Origin of the sequence: Formosa sp. S-31, assembly GCF_051172795.1 — a bacterium.
In the GTDB taxonomy this organism is placed as follows: domain Bacteria; phylum Bacteroidota; class Bacteroidia; order Flavobacteriales; family Flavobacteriaceae; genus Formosa.
Window position 1 is genome coordinate 232361 of sequence record NZ_JAENDK010000003.1, and the last position, 18543, is coordinate 250903.

16 protein-coding genes are annotated in these 18543 nt (G+C 36.1%); 7 read left to right on the top strand and 9 right to left on the bottom strand.

Annotated elements, in window-relative coordinates:
* The first annotated feature begins 15 nt into the window (after window positions 1-15).
* The gene (locus tag I3217_RS05460; protein ID WP_435048738.1) at window positions 16-2562 is read left to right on the top strand and encodes an ATP-dependent Clp protease ATP-binding subunit; all 2547 of its coding nucleotides are present in this window, start codon (window positions 16-18) and stop codon (window positions 2560-2562) included.
* 96 nt (window positions 2563-2658) lie between these two features.
* Here I3217_RS05460 and I3217_RS05465 read toward each other — a convergent pair whose 3' ends face one another.
* The gene (locus I3217_RS05465; RefSeq protein ID WP_435048739.1) at window positions 2659-3297 is read right to left on the bottom strand and encodes a YdeI/OmpD-associated family protein; all 639 of its coding nucleotides are present in this window, start codon (window positions 3295-3297) and stop codon (window positions 2659-2661) included.
* A gap of 116 nt (window positions 3298-3413) precedes the next feature.
* Window positions 3414-5321, bottom strand: a complete 1908-nt coding sequence (dnaK, locus tag I3217_RS05470) for a molecular chaperone DnaK (RefSeq protein ID WP_435048740.1) — start codon at window positions 5319-5321, stop codon at window positions 3414-3416.
* Window positions 5322-5540: 219 nt separating this feature from the next.
* Between dnaK and I3217_RS05475 the strand changes: the two genes are divergently transcribed.
* A complete protein-coding gene (locus I3217_RS05475) occupies window positions 5541-6599 on the top strand; it encodes a BamA/TamA family outer membrane protein (RefSeq protein WP_435048741.1) in 1059 nt (352 codons plus the stop codon).
* A 111-nt stretch (window positions 6600-6710) separates the two neighbouring features.
* Window positions 6711-8135, top strand: coding sequence for an L-serine ammonia-lyase (locus tag I3217_RS05480; protein WP_435048742.1), 1425 nt, complete (start codon window positions 6711-6713; stop codon window positions 8133-8135).
* 1 nt (window position 8136) lies between these two features.
* On the opposite strand, the gene I3217_RS05485 is transcribed toward I3217_RS05480, so the two are convergent.
* Window positions 8137-8604 (bottom strand): nuclear transport factor 2 family protein, encoded by a 468-nt coding sequence (locus tag I3217_RS05485; RefSeq protein ID WP_435048743.1) that lies wholly within the window; start codon window positions 8602-8604, stop codon window positions 8137-8139.
* Between the two features lie 133 nt (window positions 8605-8737).
* Between I3217_RS05485 and panB the strand changes: the two genes are divergently transcribed.
* The gene (gene panB, locus I3217_RS05490) at window positions 8738-9556 is read left to right on the top strand and encodes a 3-methyl-2-oxobutanoate hydroxymethyltransferase (protein WP_435048744.1); all 819 of its coding nucleotides are present in this window, start codon (window positions 8738-8740) and stop codon (window positions 9554-9556) included.
* A gap of 43 nt (window positions 9557-9599) precedes the next feature.
* Complete coding sequence (locus tag I3217_RS05495) at window positions 9600-10295, top strand: RluA family pseudouridine synthase (protein ID WP_435048745.1); 696 nt, start codon at window positions 9600-9602, stop codon at window positions 10293-10295.
* Here I3217_RS05495 and I3217_RS05500 read toward each other — a convergent pair.
* From I3217_RS05500 to tilS, 5 genes are all read right to left on the bottom strand, one after another.
* Window positions 10290-11123, bottom strand: coding sequence for a sensor histidine kinase (locus I3217_RS05500; protein ID WP_435048746.1), 834 nt, complete (start codon window positions 11121-11123; stop codon window positions 10290-10292). The two genes, I3217_RS05495 and I3217_RS05500, sit on opposite strands and share 6 nt — an antisense overlap.
* Entirely contained in the window at window positions 11120-11845 is a 726-nt protein-coding gene (locus I3217_RS05505; RefSeq protein ID WP_435048747.1) for a hypothetical protein, read from the bottom strand. The genes I3217_RS05500 and I3217_RS05505 overlap by 4 nt, the downstream gene beginning before the upstream one ends.
* Window positions 11846-11860: 15 nt before the next feature.
* The gene (locus I3217_RS05510; RefSeq protein WP_435048748.1) at window positions 11861-12436 is read right to left on the bottom strand and encodes a hypothetical protein; all 576 of its coding nucleotides are present in this window, start codon (window positions 12434-12436) and stop codon (window positions 11861-11863) included.
* Window positions 12437-12475: 39 nt separating this feature from the next.
* The gene (locus I3217_RS05515; RefSeq protein WP_435048749.1) at window positions 12476-14014 is read right to left on the bottom strand and encodes a YifB family Mg chelatase-like AAA ATPase; all 1539 of its coding nucleotides are present in this window, start codon (window positions 14012-14014) and stop codon (window positions 12476-12478) included.
* A gap of 109 nt (window positions 14015-14123) precedes the next feature.
* Window positions 14124-15440 (bottom strand): tRNA lysidine(34) synthetase TilS, encoded by a 1317-nt coding sequence (gene tilS, locus I3217_RS05520; RefSeq protein ID WP_435048750.1) that lies wholly within the window; start codon window positions 15438-15440, stop codon window positions 14124-14126.
* Between the two features lie 126 nt (window positions 15441-15566).
* Here tilS and I3217_RS05525 point away from each other — a divergent pair, with 126 nt between their 5' ends.
* Window positions 15567-16259, top strand: coding sequence for a hypothetical protein (locus I3217_RS05525; protein WP_435048751.1), 693 nt, complete (start codon window positions 15567-15569; stop codon window positions 16257-16259).
* Here the strand turns inward: I3217_RS05525 and pabB are convergent.
* Window positions 16256-17545 (bottom strand): aminodeoxychorismate synthase component I, encoded by a 1290-nt coding sequence (gene pabB, locus I3217_RS05530; RefSeq protein WP_435048803.1) that lies wholly within the window; start codon window positions 17543-17545, stop codon window positions 16256-16258. The two genes, I3217_RS05525 and pabB, sit on opposite strands and share 4 nt — an antisense overlap.
* Before the next feature lie 79 nt (window positions 17546-17624).
* On the opposite strand from pabB, the gene I3217_RS05535 reads away from it, so the two are divergent.
* The gene (locus tag I3217_RS05535; RefSeq protein WP_435048752.1) at window positions 17625-18512 is read left to right on the top strand and encodes an aldose 1-epimerase family protein; all 888 of its coding nucleotides are present in this window, start codon (window positions 17625-17627) and stop codon (window positions 18510-18512) included.
* Window positions 18513-18543: the final 31 nt, after the last annotated feature.

An 18543-nucleotide genomic window follows, 5' to 3' on the forward strand; every position in this document is an offset into this window, starting at 1 on the left:
GAAAGGATTTAATTTATGGATGATAATTTTTCACCAAGAGTAAAAGATGTAATTGCTTACAGTAAGGAAGAGGCACTACGCTTGGGCCATGACTTTATAGGTACCGAACACCTTATGTTAGGACTTTTAAGAGACGGTCATGGGAAGGCTATAAATATATTGCATGCCTTAGATATCGATTTAAATCATTTAAGACGTAAAGTAGAAATATTAAGCCCCGCAAACCCAACATTAACAGCAACTTCTAACGAAAAAAAGAATTTGCATCTTACAAGACAAGCAGAACGGGCTTTAAAAACAACCTTTTTAGAAGCCAAATTATTCCAAAGTAATTCCATTAATACAGCGCACCTACTGTTATGTATTTTAAGGAATGAAAACGACCCTACAACTAAGCTTTTAAACAAACTTAGAGTAGATTACGATAACGTTAAAGAACAATTCAAATTTATGATTACAAACGACGATAATTATATAGAGCCTAAAGCTGAATCGTTTCAAGACGACAGTGGTAGCGACGACGATGCTACAAAGGATAATTTGTTCAATTCCCCAACCGGAAAATCAAACAAAAAATCTAAAACTCCGGTTTTAGATAATTTCGGGCGTGACTTAACCGCTATGGCCGAAGAAGGTAAATTAGACCCGGTTGTTGGACGCGAAAAAGAAATTGAACGCGTATCTCAAATTTTAAGCCGACGCAAAAAAAATAACCCGCTATTAATTGGAGAGCCAGGTGTTGGTAAATCGGCTATAGCAGAAGGTTTAGCGAACAGAATTGTTAAACGCAAGGTTTCCAGAATTCTATTCAACAAACGCGTGGTTACCCTGGATCTGGCCAGTTTAGTGGCCGGAACAAAATATCGCGGACAGTTTGAAGAACGCATGAAAGCAGTAATGAACGAACTGGAAAAAAATGACGATATCATTTTATTCATCGATGAAATTCACACCATAGTTGGTGCCGGTGGAGCTACAGGAAGTTTAGACGCTTCAAACATGTTTAAACCTGCTTTAGCACGTGGAGAAATTCAATGTGTCGGTGCCACAACTTTAGACGAATACAGACAGTATATTGAAAAAGATGGCGCCTTAGAACGCCGTTTTCAAAAGGTTATAGTTGAACCTACAACGGTAGAAGAAACTATTGAAATTTTAAACAATATAAAAGATAAATACGAAAATCATCATAACGTAGATTATACGCCGGAAGCCATTGAAGCCTGTGTAAAATTAACGAACCGTTATATGACAGATCGTTTTCTTCCGGACAAAGCCATCGACGCTTTAGATGAAGCCGGATCTCGTGTACATATTACCAACATCAATGTTCCTAAGCAAATAATTGAACTTGAAAAAGAACTTGAGAAGGTAAAAGAAACCAAAACATCGGTAGTTAAAAAGCAGAAATACGAAGAAGCCGCAAAACTAAGGGACGACGAAAAACGATTGGAAAAAGAACTTGCCATTGCTCAGGAAAAATGGGAAGAAGAAACCAAACAACACCGTGAAGTTGTTACCGAAGACAATGTAGCTGATGTAGTTTCCATGATGACCGGTATTCCGGTTAATAGAATTGCACAAACCGAAAGCAATAAACTGGCTCAGTTACCTGAACTTATTAAAGGCAAAGTTATTGGTCAGGATGAAGCTGTTGCTAAAGTAGTAAAAGCCATACAACGTAACCGTGCCGGACTAAAAGACCCTAACAAACCAATTGGATCGTTTATCTTTTTAGGACAAACAGGAGTTGGTAAAACACAGTTGGCAAAAGTTTTAGCAAAACAACTTTTCGACAGCGAAGATGCGTTAGTTAGAATAGACATGAGTGAATACATGGAGAAATTTGCCATTTCAAGATTAGTTGGTGCACCTCCGGGGTACGTTGGTTATGAAGAAGGTGGACAATTAACCGAAAAAATTCGTCGTAAACCTTATGCAGTAGTACTTCTTGATGAAATCGAAAAAGCGCATCCAGATGTATTTAATATGCTGCTTCAGGTATTGGACGATGGTTATTTAACTGACAGTTTAGGTCGTAAAATCGATTTTAGAAATACCATAATCATTATGACCTCTAACATCGGAGCTCGCAAATTAAAAGATTTCGGTACAGGAATTGGTTTTGGTACAGCTTCACAAAAAGCTCAGGAAGATGCTAATGCAAGAAGTGTTATAGAAAATGCTTTAAAGAAAGCTTTTGCCCCTGAATTCTTAAACCGTATTGACGATGTTATAGTATTTAACACGCTTGAAAGAGAAGACTTAAATAAGATTATCAAGATAGAGTTAGAAAAGCTATTGACTCGTATTAAAGACCTTGGTTACGACCTTAAATTAACTGATAAAGCCACTAACTTTATCGCCGATAAAGGATTCGATAAACAATACGGAGCAAGACCTTTAAAGCGTGCTATTCAAAAGTATATTGAAGACGCTTTAGCAGAAGAAATTATTACTGCAAAGATTCACGAAGGTGATACTATAAAAATGGACTTAGACGAAGCTGAACAGGAACTTACCATTACCATTGAAAAAACGGAGAAACCTACCGAATCTTAAACAAAAGAATAACATACACAAAAAAGAGAGCTGAATTGCTCTCTTTTTTTATGAATTTACTTCTCACTTGAGTTTAACAAAACTCAATTCATTTTGTTATTTTTTCTGATTTCTGTACTCATCATGTATACCTAAGCCTTTAAGTATTGTTCCCTTATATTTCTCTATCCTGGAACTTCTGGTTTTTGATTGTTTAGCCGAATTAAAATGCAACAAATAGCCGCGCTGTCTTCCCGGCGTTAGATTATAAAAAGCAGTTTTAAAATCCTGATCTGAATTAAATACCTCCTGAAGTTCAAGCGGAATTGTTTCCTCTTTTACATTTTTCTTTGCTTCTACCCCTGCTCGCTCAATTTCTATAGCCTCAAAAATATACTGTTTTAAAACATCTAAAACCGACTCCACATCTTTAATATTTCTAAACTTTAGAACGCGTGTTACCTGAGTATTTTCTCCCTGTTTTTCAAGCAAATTGTGTGCATCCTTTAACAAAGCACCTTTAAAAAAATTTATTGAACAATAAGCCTTAAAAGCACTTAACAAAAGAATATTTTTTCCATTATAAGTATAACAGGGAACACTCCATTTTAAAGTTTCTGTTAGCCCACATTCCAAAATATGATGCCTTAACACACTCATTTCCTGCTTCCAGTTATTAATTTTACATTCAGGAGTCGCTCCAAGCTCACAGCGCATACAGCCCTGAATAAAATATAAGTCTACTTCCGGATTCATATCTTTCTTTCAAATTACTAATACTAAAATAAGATTCTTCTCTAAAATCAAAACCCTGTAAAACAAAAAAAAAGGCAGCCCAGGCTGCCTTTTAAATATACTAAATTGAATTCAGATTATTTTACTTCTTCGAAGTCTACGTCTTCAACATCGCTGCTTTCGTTTCCTTGTCCGTTGCTGCTTGCATCCGGTCCTGGAGCGTCTCCGCCTTGTTGAGCCTCTGCCTGCGCTTTGTACATTTCTTCGCTAGCGACTTTCCAGGCTTCATTAATTTTTTCTAAAGCCGGATCGATTACTGCAACATCTTTAGTTTCGTAAGCTTTTTTAAGCTCTTCTAAAGCTGCTTCAATAGGTTGCTTCTTCTCGTCTGATAATTTGTCTCCAAACTCTTTAAGCTGACTTTCTGTTTGGAAAATCATTGCATCAGCAGCATTTAACTTGTCTGCTTTTTCTTTTGCTACTTTATCTGCTTCTGCATTAGCTTCAGCATCAGCTTTCATTTTTTGGATTTCCTCTTCGGTTAAACCAGAAGATGCTTCAATACGAATATCCTGAGTTTTGTTAGTCGCTTTATCTGTAGCTGTTACATGGATAATACCATTCGCATCGATATCAAACGTTACTTCAATTTGAGGTGTTCCTCTTTTTGCTGGTGGAATACCATCTAAGTGGAAACGACCAATAGTTTTGTTATCACCTGCCATAGCACGCTCTCCTTGTAACACATGAATCTCTACAGATGGCTGATTATCTGCCGCTGTTGAGAATACCTGTGATTTCTTAGTAGGAATTGTTGTATTAGCTTCGATAAGCTTAGTCATTACATTACCCATAGTTTCGATACCTAAAGATAATGGCGTAACATCTAATAATAATACGTCTTTTACATCTCCCGTTAATACACCTCCCTGGATACCTGCCCCTAAAGATACAACCTCATCTGGGTTAACTCCTTTGCTAGGCGCTTTTCCAAAGAATTTCTCTACTGCCGATTGTACTGCTGGAATACGTGTAGAACCACCTACTAAAATTACCTCGTCGATATCGTTAATAGATAATCCAGCAGATTTTAATGCTGTTTTACATGGCTCGATAGTACGTTTTACTAAATCGTCGATTAATTGCTCGAATTTAGAACGTGTTAATGTACGTACTAAGTGCTTAGGACCAGTAGCTGTAGCAGTTACATAAGGTAAATTAATTTCTGTTTGAGCAGAAGATGACAATTCAATCTTAGCCTTTTCAGCAGCTTCTTTTAAACGTTGTAAAGCCATTGGGTCTTTACGTAAATCGATATCCTCTTCAGATTTAAACTCGTCTGCTAACCAGTTGATGATTTTCTCATCTACATCGTCACCCCCTAGGTGCGTATCTCCATCTGTAGATAATACTTCGAATACACCATCTCCTAATTCAAGGATAGACACGTCATGAGTACCTCCACCAAAGTCGAATACTACAATCTTTTGATCTGTACCTTTTTTATCTAAACCATAAGCTAAAGCTGCAGCAGTAGGTTCGTTAATAATACGACGTACTTTTAAACCTGCAATTTCACCAGCTTCTTTAGTTGCCTGGCGTTGACTATCGTTAAAATAAGCAGGAACTGTAATTACAGCTTCGCTTACATCCTGTCCTAAGTAATCTTCAGCTGTTTTCTTCATTTTTTGAAGAATCATTGCTGATAATTCTTGAGGAGTATATAAACGTCCATCGATATCTACACGAGGCGTATCGTTATCTCCTTTTACTACTTTATATGGTACGCGTTCTGCTTCTTTTTGAGATTCAGAATATTTATTCCCCATAAAACGCTTAATAGAATAAACCGTTTTTGTTGGGTTAGTTACTGCTTGTCTTTTTGCCGGGTCTCCAACTTTTATCTCTCCGCCTTCTACAAAAGCAATTACCGATGGAGTTGTACGCTTACCTTCTGCGTTAGGAATTACAACTGGCTCGTTACCTTCCATTACAGATACGCAAGAGTTAGTTGTCCCTAAATCGATTCCAATAATTTTACTCATAATCACTATATATTTTAATGTGTTGAATTTGTTTTAATTTCCCTTTACCTATTTCAATCATTGTGCCAACACATTTTATACTGACAAGCTGTCAGAGCAAAAAATCAACTTAACCATTATTATAAAAATATAGTCTAACCATATAAAATCTAATTCAAACCTTCGGTATTTGCAAAATTCATGGTATATTAACAGTACCTTACAGACCCTTAAAGACTTATGAAAAATTCTTTACTCATTACCAGCCTCGCTCTATGTTGTATCTTCAGTACTTACGCTCAGATAAAACAGGATTCAATTCCTCAAAAAAAAGTAGATTTTAGTATTATGCCATTTTTAAGCTACAACAGAAATCTTGAATTTATGTTTGGAGCTATCCCCATGATGATGTATAAAACAAACCAGGACGACATGGTTTCTCCAAAATCTATTTCAGGAGTTTCTGCCGTTTACACTACCAACAAATCTTATTTTATAGCTTTCTTTAACAAATGGTATTTTAAAGAAGATTCCTGGCGAGCAAAACTATTTGCAGTAACTGGTGATAACAATTCACAATTTTATATGGATGATTATGATTCACCTGGATTTTACGATTATGGCACAAAAATTACAGTTGTAAGCGCAGGCGTTCAACGGAAAATCATAAATCACTTATTTGGTGGTTTAACTTATACTTATGCTCATTATGACACTGTTTATGAAGACGAAATTCAACCTCGAGATATTACTCAAACCAATGGCATCGAATTTAATGTACTGTACGACACCAGAGATGCCGTATACTACCCTACTAAAGGCATCAATTCTATTATAAAATTTATAACCTTTCCTACCTGGTTTGGCAACGAAGATAAAGCTCAAAAACTAACTACAGAATACAACACCTACTTTCCTATGAGAAGTGCTAAAGATGTATTAGCTGCACGCTTTTCTGGAACTTTCGGTCTTGGCGATATTGCATTCCAACAACAAAAAACTATCGGGAACAAAGATATTCGAGGATATAGTGAAGGGAAATACCGCGGAGATGGAGTCATCGCATTACAAGGTGAATACCGCTATAATTTTAACGATAAAATGGGTCTTGTTGGTTTTGCTGGCTTAGCAACCCTTTATGGATCTGACAACGAAGATTTTGACTGGAAAGCTTATCCGGGTGTTGGTGTTGGTTATCGTTATCGTGCCTTTAAAAAAGTAAAATTTAATATTGGTTTAGATGGCGCTGTCGGTAAAGACGACTGGAGTATTAATTTCAGAATTGGTGAAGCTTTTTAGCCTAAAACTTTCCAGTTACATGCCATAAAAAAACATTCAATTTCGTTCTCTTTAACTGAAATCCCCAAGAAAGTTCTTGTATATTAGCCCCCGTTTAAATCGTTTTCGTAAATGGAGTGTATTTCAGTTTTTGACATGTTAAAGATAGGCGTTGGCCCATCCAGTTCTCACACTTTAGGTCCGTGGCGTGCTGCCGAACGCTGGATTTCAGAATTAAAAGCTTCCGGAAAATTTAGTAAAGTCGAAAAAATAACAGTAGATCTTTACGGTTCACTATCACTAACAGGGAAAGGACATGCCACTGATCTGGCTATTATGCTTGGCCTTAGCGGCGCTGATCCTGAACGCGTTCCTACCGAATCCATTAACGAAATTATTAGCGATATTAAAACCAGTAAAACGCTTCATTTTAACAATGAAACACCTATTGCTTTTACCCCGGAAACAGATATTGTTTTCAATAAAAAATTCCTGCCATTTCATTCTAACGGACTAACGTTCTCTGCTACTATAAACGGACGAAAGAGCAAGTCTACATTTTATTCTATTGGCGGAGGCTTTGTGGTAAAAGAAGAACGTAAATCTGCTAAAGCCAATAAAAAAATATTTTATTGCACGCTGCCTTACCCTGTTGAAAACGGAACGCAATTACTTGAAAAATGCAAGCAATTAGACCTTTCAATTTCAGAACTGGTTCTTGAAAATGAAAAGTCATTAAGAGACGTTGAAACGATTGATTTTGAATTAAACCGCATATGGACCACGATGCTCGAATGCATGTATACAGGATGCCATACCGAAGGCAATTTGCCTGGCGGCTTAAATGTACGCCGCCGTGCTTTTGACATGCATCAAAAATTAAAAGGCGATTTACCTTACAGTAATGCAGAGGAATGGATGCAGATTATTCGTAAAACCGAAGTAAAGTTTCGTCAGATTTTAAAGTGGGTAAGCTGTTTTGCATTAGCTGTAAATGAAGTAAATGCATCTTTAGGGCGCGTAGTAACTGCCCCTACAAATGGAAGTGCCGGCGTTATTCCTGCTGTTTTAATGTATTATTTGGTAATCGAAAATCATGATGCCGATTTTGAACATATAAAACGTTTTCTACTGGTAGCAGGAGAAATTGGCAGTATCTTTAAAAAAGGAGCAACAATTTCGGCTGCTATGGGAGGCTGTCAGGCAGAAATAGGCGTATCATCTGCTATGGCGGCAGGCGCCTTATGCGAACTTTTAGGAGGCACACCAGAACAGGTTGTTGTAGCAGCGGAAATCGCGATGGAACATCATCTGGGATTAACATGCGACCCAATTGGAGGTTTAGTCCAAATTCCGTGTATAGAACGCAATTCTATGGGAGCCATTAAGGCCATAAATGCTGCGGAGTTAGCTTTGGAAACCGATCCTAATAATGTAAAAGTACCTTTAGACAAAGTGGTTTCTACCATGTGGGAAACTGCCAAAGACATGAATTCCAAATACAAAGAAACCTCAGAAGGGGGTCTGGCTATTGGTGTCCATTTATCCGATTGTTAATTTACTGGTGGTTATCGCAGCCTGTAAGACGTCTGGTATCCATTATAAAAACAATTTTCCATTTGTCATTTTCCTTAAATAACTGAAAAGAATTCACACCGCAGTGTAAAAAGGCATCATTATAATAAAACTCGTACGGTGTCCAGACATTTGCCATACTTCCATCGATTTTGATGTCGTAATCCAGTAAACGCTCATCCCATTTCTGGCCGGCAGGTTTTTGAGCAATGCCTTTTAGCATATCCTCAACGGTACCTGTAACCAGTTCGTCTTCGCTGGCTTTGTTTTTAAATACTGTAAATAATTTCACTTCAGAGTTTAAAACCGTTCGCATAGTTGTGGTATCTCCTTTGTGAAATCCGTCAAAAAAAGTATCTACTGCTGCTTTTACTGCAGCTTTTTCATCTAAAGCCTGAGCTTTAACTGAATTTGTTATCAATAATGCTAACAAAAGTAAAATTCGTATCATAAGGTTAGTTTTTCGTCTAAAATAATAATACTTAATCATTTACATCTAAATCTCACAAAAGTTTAACAATACAACTAATCTTGTTACTTTTGTGATAAGAAAATATTACTCTACAATTAAAAACATAATAGGTATGTCTGTAGCTAAAAACGATTACAAAAGAATTACGGTAAAGACCCTTATCGACATGAAAACTAAAGGGGAAAAAATTTCGATGCTTACAGCGTACGACTACACCATGGCTAAAATTGTTGATGGTGCTGGAGTGGATGTTATTTTAGTAGGAGATTCTGCCAGTAATGTTATGGCAGGCCACGAAACGACGTTACCTATAACTTTAGACCAAATGATATATCATGCATCTTCTGTAGTTCGCGGTATAGATCGTGCTTTAGTTGTTGTAGATTTACCTTTTGGAACCTACCAAAGTGATCCCAAAGAGGCCCTGCGTTCGGCTATCAGAATTATGAAAGAAAGTGGTGGGCATGCTGTTAAACTTGAAGGTGGTAAAGAAATAAAAGAATCGATTAAACGTATTCTAAATGCTGGTATTCCTGTTATGGGACATTTAGGTCTAACACCTCAGTCTATCTACAAATTCGGAACTTATACAGTAAGAGCAAAAGAGGAAGAAGAAGCTAAAAAACTTAAGGAAGACGCTTTAATGTTGGAAAAGGCTGGTTGTTTTGCAATCGTACTGGAAAAAATTCCTGCCAAATTAGCAAAAGAAGTAGCCGAAAGTGTGAACATTCCGGTTATAGGTATTGGAGCAGGAAACGGTGTAGATGGTCAGGTGGTAGTTGTTCATGACATGCTGGGTATGACTCACGAATTTCACCCTCGATTTTTACGTCGCTATATGAATTTATTTGAAGATATGACTTCTGCTATATCTCAATATGTAGACGATGTAAAAACCCGGGATTTCCCTAACGATTCTGAACAGTATTAAAACCGCACTTTGTTCTTAAATTTAATTTCTTTAATAATTCATCATGTCTAAAGTTTTGTCGACCAAGTCGAACTTACAGATACTTTTTGAAGACAATCACCTTATTGTAATCAATAAAAGGGCCGGAGATATAGTTCAGGGAGATAAAACCGGAGACCAGCCCTTAAGTGAAGTCGTTAAAGAATATATTAAAGAAAAATATAATAAACCCGGAAATGTCTATTTAGGGGTGGTACACCGATTAGATCGGCCAACAACCGGTCTGGTTATTTTTGCTAAAACATCGAAAGCCTTATCGCGCTTAAACACAATGTTTGCTAAAAAAGACGTACAGAAAACCTATTGGGCTTTGGTGAATACTAAACCTCCAAAAGTAAAGGACACTTTAGTAAACTGGCTGAAAAAAAATCCTAAAAACAACAAATCTACTGCCTACAGTAAAGAAGTGCCCGATAGCAAAAAGGCCATACTGCATTATGAATTATTAAAATCGTTGGAACGATATTTTCTTTTAGAAATTAACCTGGAAACCGGAAGACATCATCAAATCAGAAGTCAGCTCTCCAATATTGGCTGCATCATTAAAGGTGATTTAAAATACGGCGCCGATCGCAGTAACAAGGATGCAAGCATACATTTACATGCCAGACATATTACATTTATACACCCGGTTTCTAAAGACGAATTAAACATTACTGCGCCGTTACCTGAAGATGCCCTTTGGAACGCTTGTTTATAACAGTTCTTTATCCCGATACGGATATTTTATCTCCAAATGCACACCTTCTTTTGGCTTTGAATACAGTTTTAATTCGGAGTTAATAAGCGCTGCTCTGCTTTCCATATTAATTAAACCTGCCCCCTGTTCTATTTCATTTTTATCAAATCCTATCCCGTCGTCATTAACCTTTACTTCCATATATTCTGGAAAATACTGAATGGAGACATTTAAATGAGACGCTTCGGAATACTTTATTGTATTCGAAAAAAACTCCTGCACAATTCTGAAAAGTATAATACTGTCTTTTGTTTTTTGAAATAGTTCAGCATCACCTTCAACCGTCAATTCAGCTTCAATAATCCCAAGTTTATTAAGACGCGCTACTTCATTACTCACAGATTCCTGAAACCCGCGATGCACAATAACATCGCTGTTTAATGACTTGGACAAGGCTCTGACCTCACGCAGGCTTTCTTTTACTATGCCCTTAGTTTCAATAAAAGTTTCTTCCAAATCCGACGACACCTGTTTAGACAACATACTTAATTGCATATTGGCAACCGATAGTAATTGCCCCACATTATCGTGCAAATCCTGCCCTATATTTTTTAAGGTCTGCTCCTGAATCTCTATTTGCGTTTGGGCCAGCTCTTCTTCAAACAACTGTTTCTGTTTAACACGATCTAACAAAAGTTTATTCTTTCGCTTTTGAAAGACAAGAAAAAACAAAATAACAAGCCCTGTTACCACTACCAAAATACTAATCATATAAATAATTAAATACCTCTGAGCATCGGTAACCAAATAGGTTTCCATTTCTGTATCTTGTATTATACTAAACATCATTGATACAAAGGTTTTTCGGACTTACACAACAACAAGGCTATACCAAAAGTAGAGTACATAAAAATATTGGAGAACAAACGTATTAACGACAATATCTTTCTTAATTCAGTATTATTAACTACTGATATTTGTTCATAAAAATAAGGAGGGTTGGTTATAATCCACCAAAGGAACAAGGCCATACTTATGTAAAAGTAAATAGACTTATAAAAAGTTAAAATATTATCACTTTGCAGTACATCCAGAAAATAAAACACAATAGCCATTAAAATAATTATAGACCCCAGTAATTTATTAAAAATTAAAACCGTATTAAAAAATGCGTTAATATGAAATAAAGTATAAACACTTACACAAAGTATAAATATATATGTACTAACATTCAAAACTTTAGTATATAAAGTATTCGTTATTATTTTCTGATAAAAATACGACCAGAAGAGTACACTACCTATAGTCCAGAAAATGCCAAACCACCAATAATTCTTATGGAAAGGATATTTTTTTAGATAGGTGTAATTTTCAAGAATCCCGCCTTCAAGAAAAACACTGCCCATGTAACTCCCAACATTTTCAACAACTATAGTATAGAGTAAGAAGAAAATAAAAAATACTACAGGGGTGTGTTTAAATTTTTTTAACATAACAAAACCTGCCAAAAAAGCAAATAACTCTACCGATTTAGTAATTAAACTATAATTAGAAAGTAAAAAATCTATCATGTATTAATAAATATCCTAATTATTGGGATACACTGCTCCTGGAGGGTTGCCTATAGATCCTTCGTTTAAAGGAGGTGTTCCTAAAATATCTGCTTCTTTTAAAATTGCATTCGTTGATATTACACTGCTTTTAGACTCTGAAGCATGATAGGTTGGCGCCAGAAAAACTGTATTATATCCCGCTTTTTCCTTATCCTTGTAGTTTTCCGGATAGGCCGCAAAATAAATACGTAATCCCGTCATAGGCCCCATATTATTATCTGCTTTTTTAGATTGTTCTTGCGCATAAACAATGTACTCCAATAAAGTGTCTGTTGAAAACCATACAGATCTGTTATTAGGTTTCCCTTCTAAATCTCCTAGTTTTCCTGGATTTTTATAAAGATTGCAAAATTTTTCAGCATCTTTTACGCTTATAGTATCTATTGGCCATTTTTCGGGAACTTCCATGGTAAAAAGATTGTCTTGTTCTTCCATATTTTTTTCTGGAACGACAGGGGTTACAACCTCATTTGTAGTTTCTGGCTTAAATAAATGCGAAGCAATCACACCTATTAACACCCCTAATAAAATTAATGCTAGTTTTTTCATTTGTATTGGTTTTTATTGGTTTTACTTTGTTTTAATATTTTATCCTAACCAGCCCTCACGGTCCAGACTTCTGTACTGAATCGCTTCGCTTATATGGTGTCCTTGTATATCGCTTTCATTTTCCAGATCGGCTATGGTTCTGGCCACTTTTAAAATACGATCGTAGGCTCTGGCCGATAAATTTAAACGTTCCATTGCAGTCTTTAATAATTGTAAAGACCCTGCGTCTAATTTGCAAAACGTTCTGATATGCTTACTCCCCATTTGGGCATTATAATGGAGATTATCATAATCTTTAAACCGGTCGGTTTGGATAGATCTCGCATGAGATACCCGCTTTCTGATTTCTACAGAAGCTTCACCTGTGCGTTCCTCTGATAATTTCTCGAAAGGCACTGGAGTAACTTCAATATGAATATCTATTCGATCTAATAAAGGCCCCGAAATTTTCCCTAAATAGCGTTGCATTTCTGCCGGAGAAGATGTTACAGGAGCATCGGGATCGTTAAAATAACCACTCGGACTCGGATTCATACTGGCAACCAGCATAAAACTACTGGGATAAGTTACCGTGAATTTAGCTCTTGAAATAGTTACTTCACGATCTTCCAGAGGTTGTCGCATCACTTCAAGCACATCGCGTTTAAACTCGGGTAATTCATCTAAAAACAAAACCCCGTTATGCGATAAGGATATTTCCCCGGGCTGCGGGTAACTGCCTCCTCCTACCAAAGCAACATTGGAAATGGTATGATGTGGACTTCTAAACGGGCGTTGAGACATTAAACCCGTATTCGATTTTACACGACCAACTACCGAATGTATTTTTGTTGTTTCCAAAGCTTCATGTAAGGTCATAGGTGGTAATATGGACGGTAGTCGTTTAGCCAACATTGTTTTTCCTGAACCTGGCGGCCCAATTAAAATAATATTATGCCCTCCTGCGGCGGCAATCTCCATACAGCGTTTAATACTTTCTTGCCCTTTTACATCGGCAAAATCGAATTCTGGAAAATCCAGATGTTTATAAAATTCCTCCCGGGTATTGATAACTGTTTCTTCCAGAGGTGTTCCCGATTTAAAAAAATCAATAACCTGCTGTATAGAAGTCACGCCATAAACTTTAAGATTATTTACTATAGCCGCTTCCCGGGCATTCTCTTCGGGTAGAATAAAACCTTTAAATCCTTCCTCTCGAGCTTTTAAGGCTATTGGCAAAGCGCCTTTAATAGGTTGTAAAGTGCCATCTAATGACAGCTCTCCCATAATTACATAATCCTCGAGACCCTCTGCTGGTATTTGTTTGGTTGCAGCAAGTATACCAATGGCCAAAGTGAGATCGTAAGCAGAACCCTCCTTACGTAAATCGGCCGGAGACATATTAATTATTATTTTCTTACCAGGAATTTTATAACCATTATTTTGCAGAGCAGCAGCAATTCTAAAATTACTCTCCTTAATAGCATTGTCTGGAAGTCCTACTAAATGATAGCCTATTCCTGAGTCTACATTAACCTCAACAGTTATGGTTGTGGCGTCTACTCCAAATACAGAACTACCAAAAACTTTCTTTAACATGGTGGTTAGTTTACTTAAAAGTAAGAAAAACCAACTAACTAACTAAAATAAAAGCACTTAAAATTAAATTTCAAGTTTTCCTTAATGAAAAAACACACTTAAAAATCAATTATTCTATAGAAATTTCTAGTATAGATTTTGTTTCTGTAGTTACTTTAAATCGGTTATCAGATCGTCGACCAATAACCCAAACAATATCATTATCGGAGGTTAATACCCAAACATCTTCTTTATCATAAACCGAAACTTTCTCGTCTTTTAAATATTTACTCAACTTCTTTTTACCACGCATTCCAAATGGATAAAACACATCGCCTTGCTCCCATATTCTTAATGCGAGTGGAAATTTCAGTTTATCCTGATCTACAAATATTTTATCAGAATCTGTATCTTCAAGAGACTCAACAGTTTTAAAAGAAACTATTCCAAATGGCGCATTAAAAACCTTAGATTCAACAGGAATGATGAAATCTGTTTCTGAATTTTCAGGGTTTAAGGTATTTGACTTAACAATTAAAACATCTCGGTCTTTTAAAATCTGATGCGTTTCCGAGAACACCTGTTTCCCCGATTGAGCCTGTAATAAATTATAAATATCCTCCCAGGCTGTGAAATTATACTGTTTTAATAATTCGTATAAACAAGCCTTGGTATTTGGGTAATTCAATAACTTAGGAATATTTACTACCACAGTATCTTCCTTTTTTGAAATAACCGCTTTAGAAATATGAGCCATATAATCATCCACCAAGGTTTTTGAATGATTTAAATGCTGTTGCGTTGTACTAAAGTTTTTGAGCAGCCCGGCATTAATTTGCTTTAATTCCGGAATTACATCATGTCGTAATTTATTTCTTAAATACTTGGTTGAGCTATTACTGCTATCCTCTCGCCATTGTAGATTGTTTGCCTTAGCATAATTTTGAATTTCAGCTCTTGAAAACGGCAACAACGGTCTAACAATATAATTATTAACCTGAGGAATACCTGTTAGCCCATCAAGTCCTGTCCCGCGAATTAAGTTAATTAAAAAGGTTTCCAGATTATCGTCTGCATGGTGTGCAACAAGGACATAATCGAATTTCAACAGCGTAACCAACTCATCGAACCACTGATATCTTAAGGCTCTGGCAGCCATCTGAATGGATTGTTTTGATGTTTCTGCATAGACTTCGGTATCGAAACGCTCTATAAAGATCTCGAGATTTAATTCATCGGCCAGATCAATTAAAAAAGCTTCATCAGTATCACTTTCTTCTCCTCTTAAATTAAAATTGCAATGGGCCAGAGCAATATTTAGTCCTAATTCATGGCAGGCGTGCATCAGTACAACGCTATCAATTCCCCCAGAAATGGCAACTAATAATTTCTTTCCATCAAGAAACGAAAGTTCCTCTTTTATATGTTTATCTAAGCGGTCTAACATGCTTCAAATATAATTTATTTATATGTGTTTTAAGCGCCCTTACAGGCTATTAAATCTAATTAATTAACATTTTTACACGATTAAATTTAGTATCTTTAAGACAGTAGACTTCTAAATTTTTCGCATATGGAAACCTCAAAAACACACTCAGAAAAAGACCTTCAATCTGCCTTCAATAAAAAACTACTCCATATTATTCCAAGTCTGCAACCCTATGTTAAACACCGTCTGCACATAGGAGAATCTGTAGGTATTTTGCCTAAAAATTTATACCATTCCAATGGCGTTATAGACGATTGCATAATCCGACTTTACGAAAAGGGCTACGATATAGACATGCCCACTCATGATTTAAAAATAAAATTATTTAGAATTGTAGACATTTATCTTGAAGAGCTGTTTATAAAAGAAGGCCATCATCAAAATACCATTAGCACAAATAGTCTATTACAGGAAGAACTGGATCGACTCGAAGAGCCTTACACTATAGACGGCGACATGGATTTCGTAATGTTGGATGAACTTGACGACATATCATACAAACAAAATAAACAGGAAAGCGATGTGTTTGTTTTTGATGAAAATAATGCAAAAATCATGAATGCTCTGGAACTAAAAACTGACAAACCATCTAAAAACAGACAAATTGTAAGCAAGTTCTATGGCTGGTTACCAATACGAATTTCGAATGTTGTCGATTTATATGTTTTTGCGAATTTGCCTTTCGAAGATATTTCCCGAATTAAAAAGATTGAGGTAAGCCGCATAGAGAACATTTTGGTTAACGTAAAAAAGCGTTTCAGAAAACACATTATTTAAGCCTCTAAAACATCGCGCATGGCTTTGGCTTTAATCAGACATTCCTCATATTCTCCCAAAGGGTCGCTTTTTGCCGTTATAGCTCCACCTACAGAATAAGAAACGTATTGCTTAGATGCATTGTATAAAATACTTCTTATAACAACATTAAAATCGAAGTCAGCATCAGGAGTAAAATACCCTACGGTACCAGAATACAATCCGCGCTTGGTTTCTTCCAGATCTTCAATGATTTTCATTGCTGATAGTTTTGGTGCACCGGTCATACTCCCCATAGGGAAAGTAGTTTTCAAAACATCTATGGGGTTCGTTTCTTTTAAAATTTGAGAACTTACAGTTGAAATCATTTGATGTACCTGAGGAAAGGTATATACTTTACATAATTCATCTACTTTGACACTTCCCCTGATTGCGGTTTTAGACAAATCGTTTCTTACCAGATCCACAATCATTATATTTTCGCTTCGCTCTTTCATATTGTGCTCCAGATTATGTTTCAACCTGTTGTCTTCCTCAGGGTTTTCGGCCCGTTTTGCTGTCCCTTTTATAGGCTGAGATATTATATCCTGCCCTGTTTTTTTTATGTAGCGTTCTGGCGAAGCCGATAATACATACTTATCGCCCTGCTTTAAAAATGTTGCAAAAGGTGGTTTAGATACATTATTTAACTTTTTATAGGTCTCCAGTGGATTTATGTCTGCCTCTTCTGCATAGAATTCCTGACAAAAATTAGCCTCATAAATATCGCCACGATGTATATGCCCCAACATAGCATTTACTTTTTGAAAATATTCATCTTTATGAATCCGCAACTTTATTTTTATAGGATTAGAAGCAGTTTGGTATTCCGGTTCTGAATTACAAATAGATTCAAAATCGGTTTCCATTTCGTCATCAACCATATTTAAATATTGAATTTCCACCTGATTTCCCTTAAATAAAAACAACCTTTTGGGCTGAAAGAAAAATAAATCGGGAAACTCAAGCCCATCGAAATTTTCAGATTTAAGCTGTTCCAGTCCGTTTTTCACATCGTAAGTTAAGTACCCAAATATCCAATCGGCAGTGGTTTGCTGATAATCCTTTAATTTTTCAAAAGCTTCAAAATAATCGGTCTGTATACTGGTAAAGGCATCTACCGCCAGTATGGCATCGAAACTGGAATAGGACGATTGATGTTGATTGGAATCCATCCAGACAACCTCTTCAAACTGCAAACTCCAGGCTAATAGCTGATGTTTAAACTGTTCAAGATTGTCTATACGTTTTGTTGTTGTAACCCGCAATGCTGTGAATTTTCGCTGCAAAGTTAGCTAGTTTCTTTAAAAAAGTAAGACTTTTGTAGTATAGTTTAAATCTTTTTTCATGTACAGTATTCAAAATAATCTTCTAAAGATTGTGGTTAATGAAACCGGCGCAGAATTATGCGAAATTAGCAGCGTTAAAAACAGTTTACAATTTATGTGGGATGCCAATCCCAATGTATGGGGCAGCTATGCACCCAACCTGTTTCCTGTAATTGGTTCTTTAAAAAACGACCAGGTTATTATTGAAGGTAAACCTTATAACATCCCGAAACACGGTTTTACACGTCGTAATTCGGATGTTAAATTGGTATCAAAATCAGAAAACGAGCTGGTATTTAGTCTGAAATACAATCAGGAACTTTTGGAGATTTATCCCTATAAATTTGAATTTATAATAAGTTTTACCTTAAAAGATAATCGCATAAGCATAAACCATACGGTAAAAAATTTAGATGATAAAACCATGTATTTTTCGGTAGGTGGTCACCCTGCTTTTAAATGCCCCCTAGTTGAAGGCGAATCTTACTCCGATTATTATTTGGAATTCGAACATAACGAAACGTCGGAATCCTATTTAATAAATATGGATAATGGATTGATTAAGTCTGAATCCTTTTCAATTATAAACCGAAATAAGATTGATTTACATTACGACTTATTTAACAAAGACGCACTGGTATTTAAAGATTTAAAATCGCGAAAAGTAAGTTTAAAAAGCAACACATCTGGTACTATTTTAACCGTCGATTTTCCCGGATTTCCGTTTCTTGGCATCTGGGCAAAACCACATGCCGATTATGTATGTATAGAACCCTGGATAGGAATAGCAGACAGCGAAGATCACGATCAGGATTTTACTAAAAAAGAAGGTATTCAGACTTTAAAAGCCGGAGAATCTTTTAATGCCGTGTACAGTATTGAAATAGACCCTAAGCATTTAGTTTAAAAGGAATAATAACTTTAACTTTGCAAATTAA

What these genes read in the sequence shown, in the direction of transcription:
- I3217_RS05475 (WP_435048741.1), top strand. Translation starts at nt 5,541, where the DNA reads ATGAAAAATTCTTTACTCATTACCAGCCTCGCTCTATGTTGTATCTTC.
- panB (WP_435048744.1), top strand. Translation starts at nt 8,738, where the DNA reads ATGTCTGTAGCTAAAAACGATTACAAAAGAATTACGGTAAAGACCCTT.
- I3217_RS05460 (WP_435048738.1), top strand. Translation starts at nt 16, where the DNA reads ATGGATGATAATTTTTCACCAAGAGTAAAAGATGTAATTGCTTACAGT.
- I3217_RS05500 (WP_435048746.1), bottom strand. Translation starts at nt 11,123, where the DNA reads ATGATGTTTAGTATAATACAAGATACAGAAATGGAAACCTATTTGGTT.
- I3217_RS05515 (WP_435048749.1), bottom strand. Translation starts at nt 14,014, where the DNA reads ATGTTAAAGAAAGTTTTTGGTAGTTCTGTATTTGGAGTAGACGCCACA.
- I3217_RS05510 (WP_435048748.1), bottom strand. Translation starts at nt 12,436, where the DNA reads ATGAAAAAACTAGCATTAATTTTATTAGGGGTGTTAATAGGTGTGATT.
- I3217_RS05535 (WP_435048752.1), top strand. Translation starts at nt 17,625, where the DNA reads ATGTACAGTATTCAAAATAATCTTCTAAAGATTGTGGTTAATGAAACC.
- I3217_RS05495 (WP_435048745.1), top strand. Translation starts at nt 9,600, where the DNA reads ATGTCTAAAGTTTTGTCGACCAAGTCGAACTTACAGATACTTTTTGAA.
- I3217_RS05480 (WP_435048742.1), top strand. Translation starts at nt 6,711, where the DNA reads ATGGAGTGTATTTCAGTTTTTGACATGTTAAAGATAGGCGTTGGCCCA.
- tilS (WP_435048750.1), bottom strand. Translation starts at nt 15,440, where the DNA reads ATGTTAGACCGCTTAGATAAACATATAAAAGAGGAACTTTCGTTTCTT.
- I3217_RS05505 (WP_435048747.1), bottom strand. Translation starts at nt 11,845, where the DNA reads ATGATAGATTTTTTACTTTCTAATTATAGTTTAATTACTAAATCGGTA.
- I3217_RS05485 (WP_435048743.1), bottom strand. Translation starts at nt 8,604, where the DNA reads ATGATACGAATTTTACTTTTGTTAGCATTATTGATAACAAATTCAGTT.
- dnaK (WP_435048740.1), bottom strand. Translation starts at nt 5,321, where the DNA reads ATGAGTAAAATTATTGGAATCGATTTAGGGACAACTAACTCTTGCGTA.
- I3217_RS05465 (WP_435048739.1), bottom strand. Translation starts at nt 3,297, where the DNA reads ATGAATCCGGAAGTAGACTTATATTTTATTCAGGGCTGTATGCGCTGT.
- I3217_RS05525 (WP_435048751.1), top strand. Translation starts at nt 15,567, where the DNA reads ATGGAAACCTCAAAAACACACTCAGAAAAAGACCTTCAATCTGCCTTC.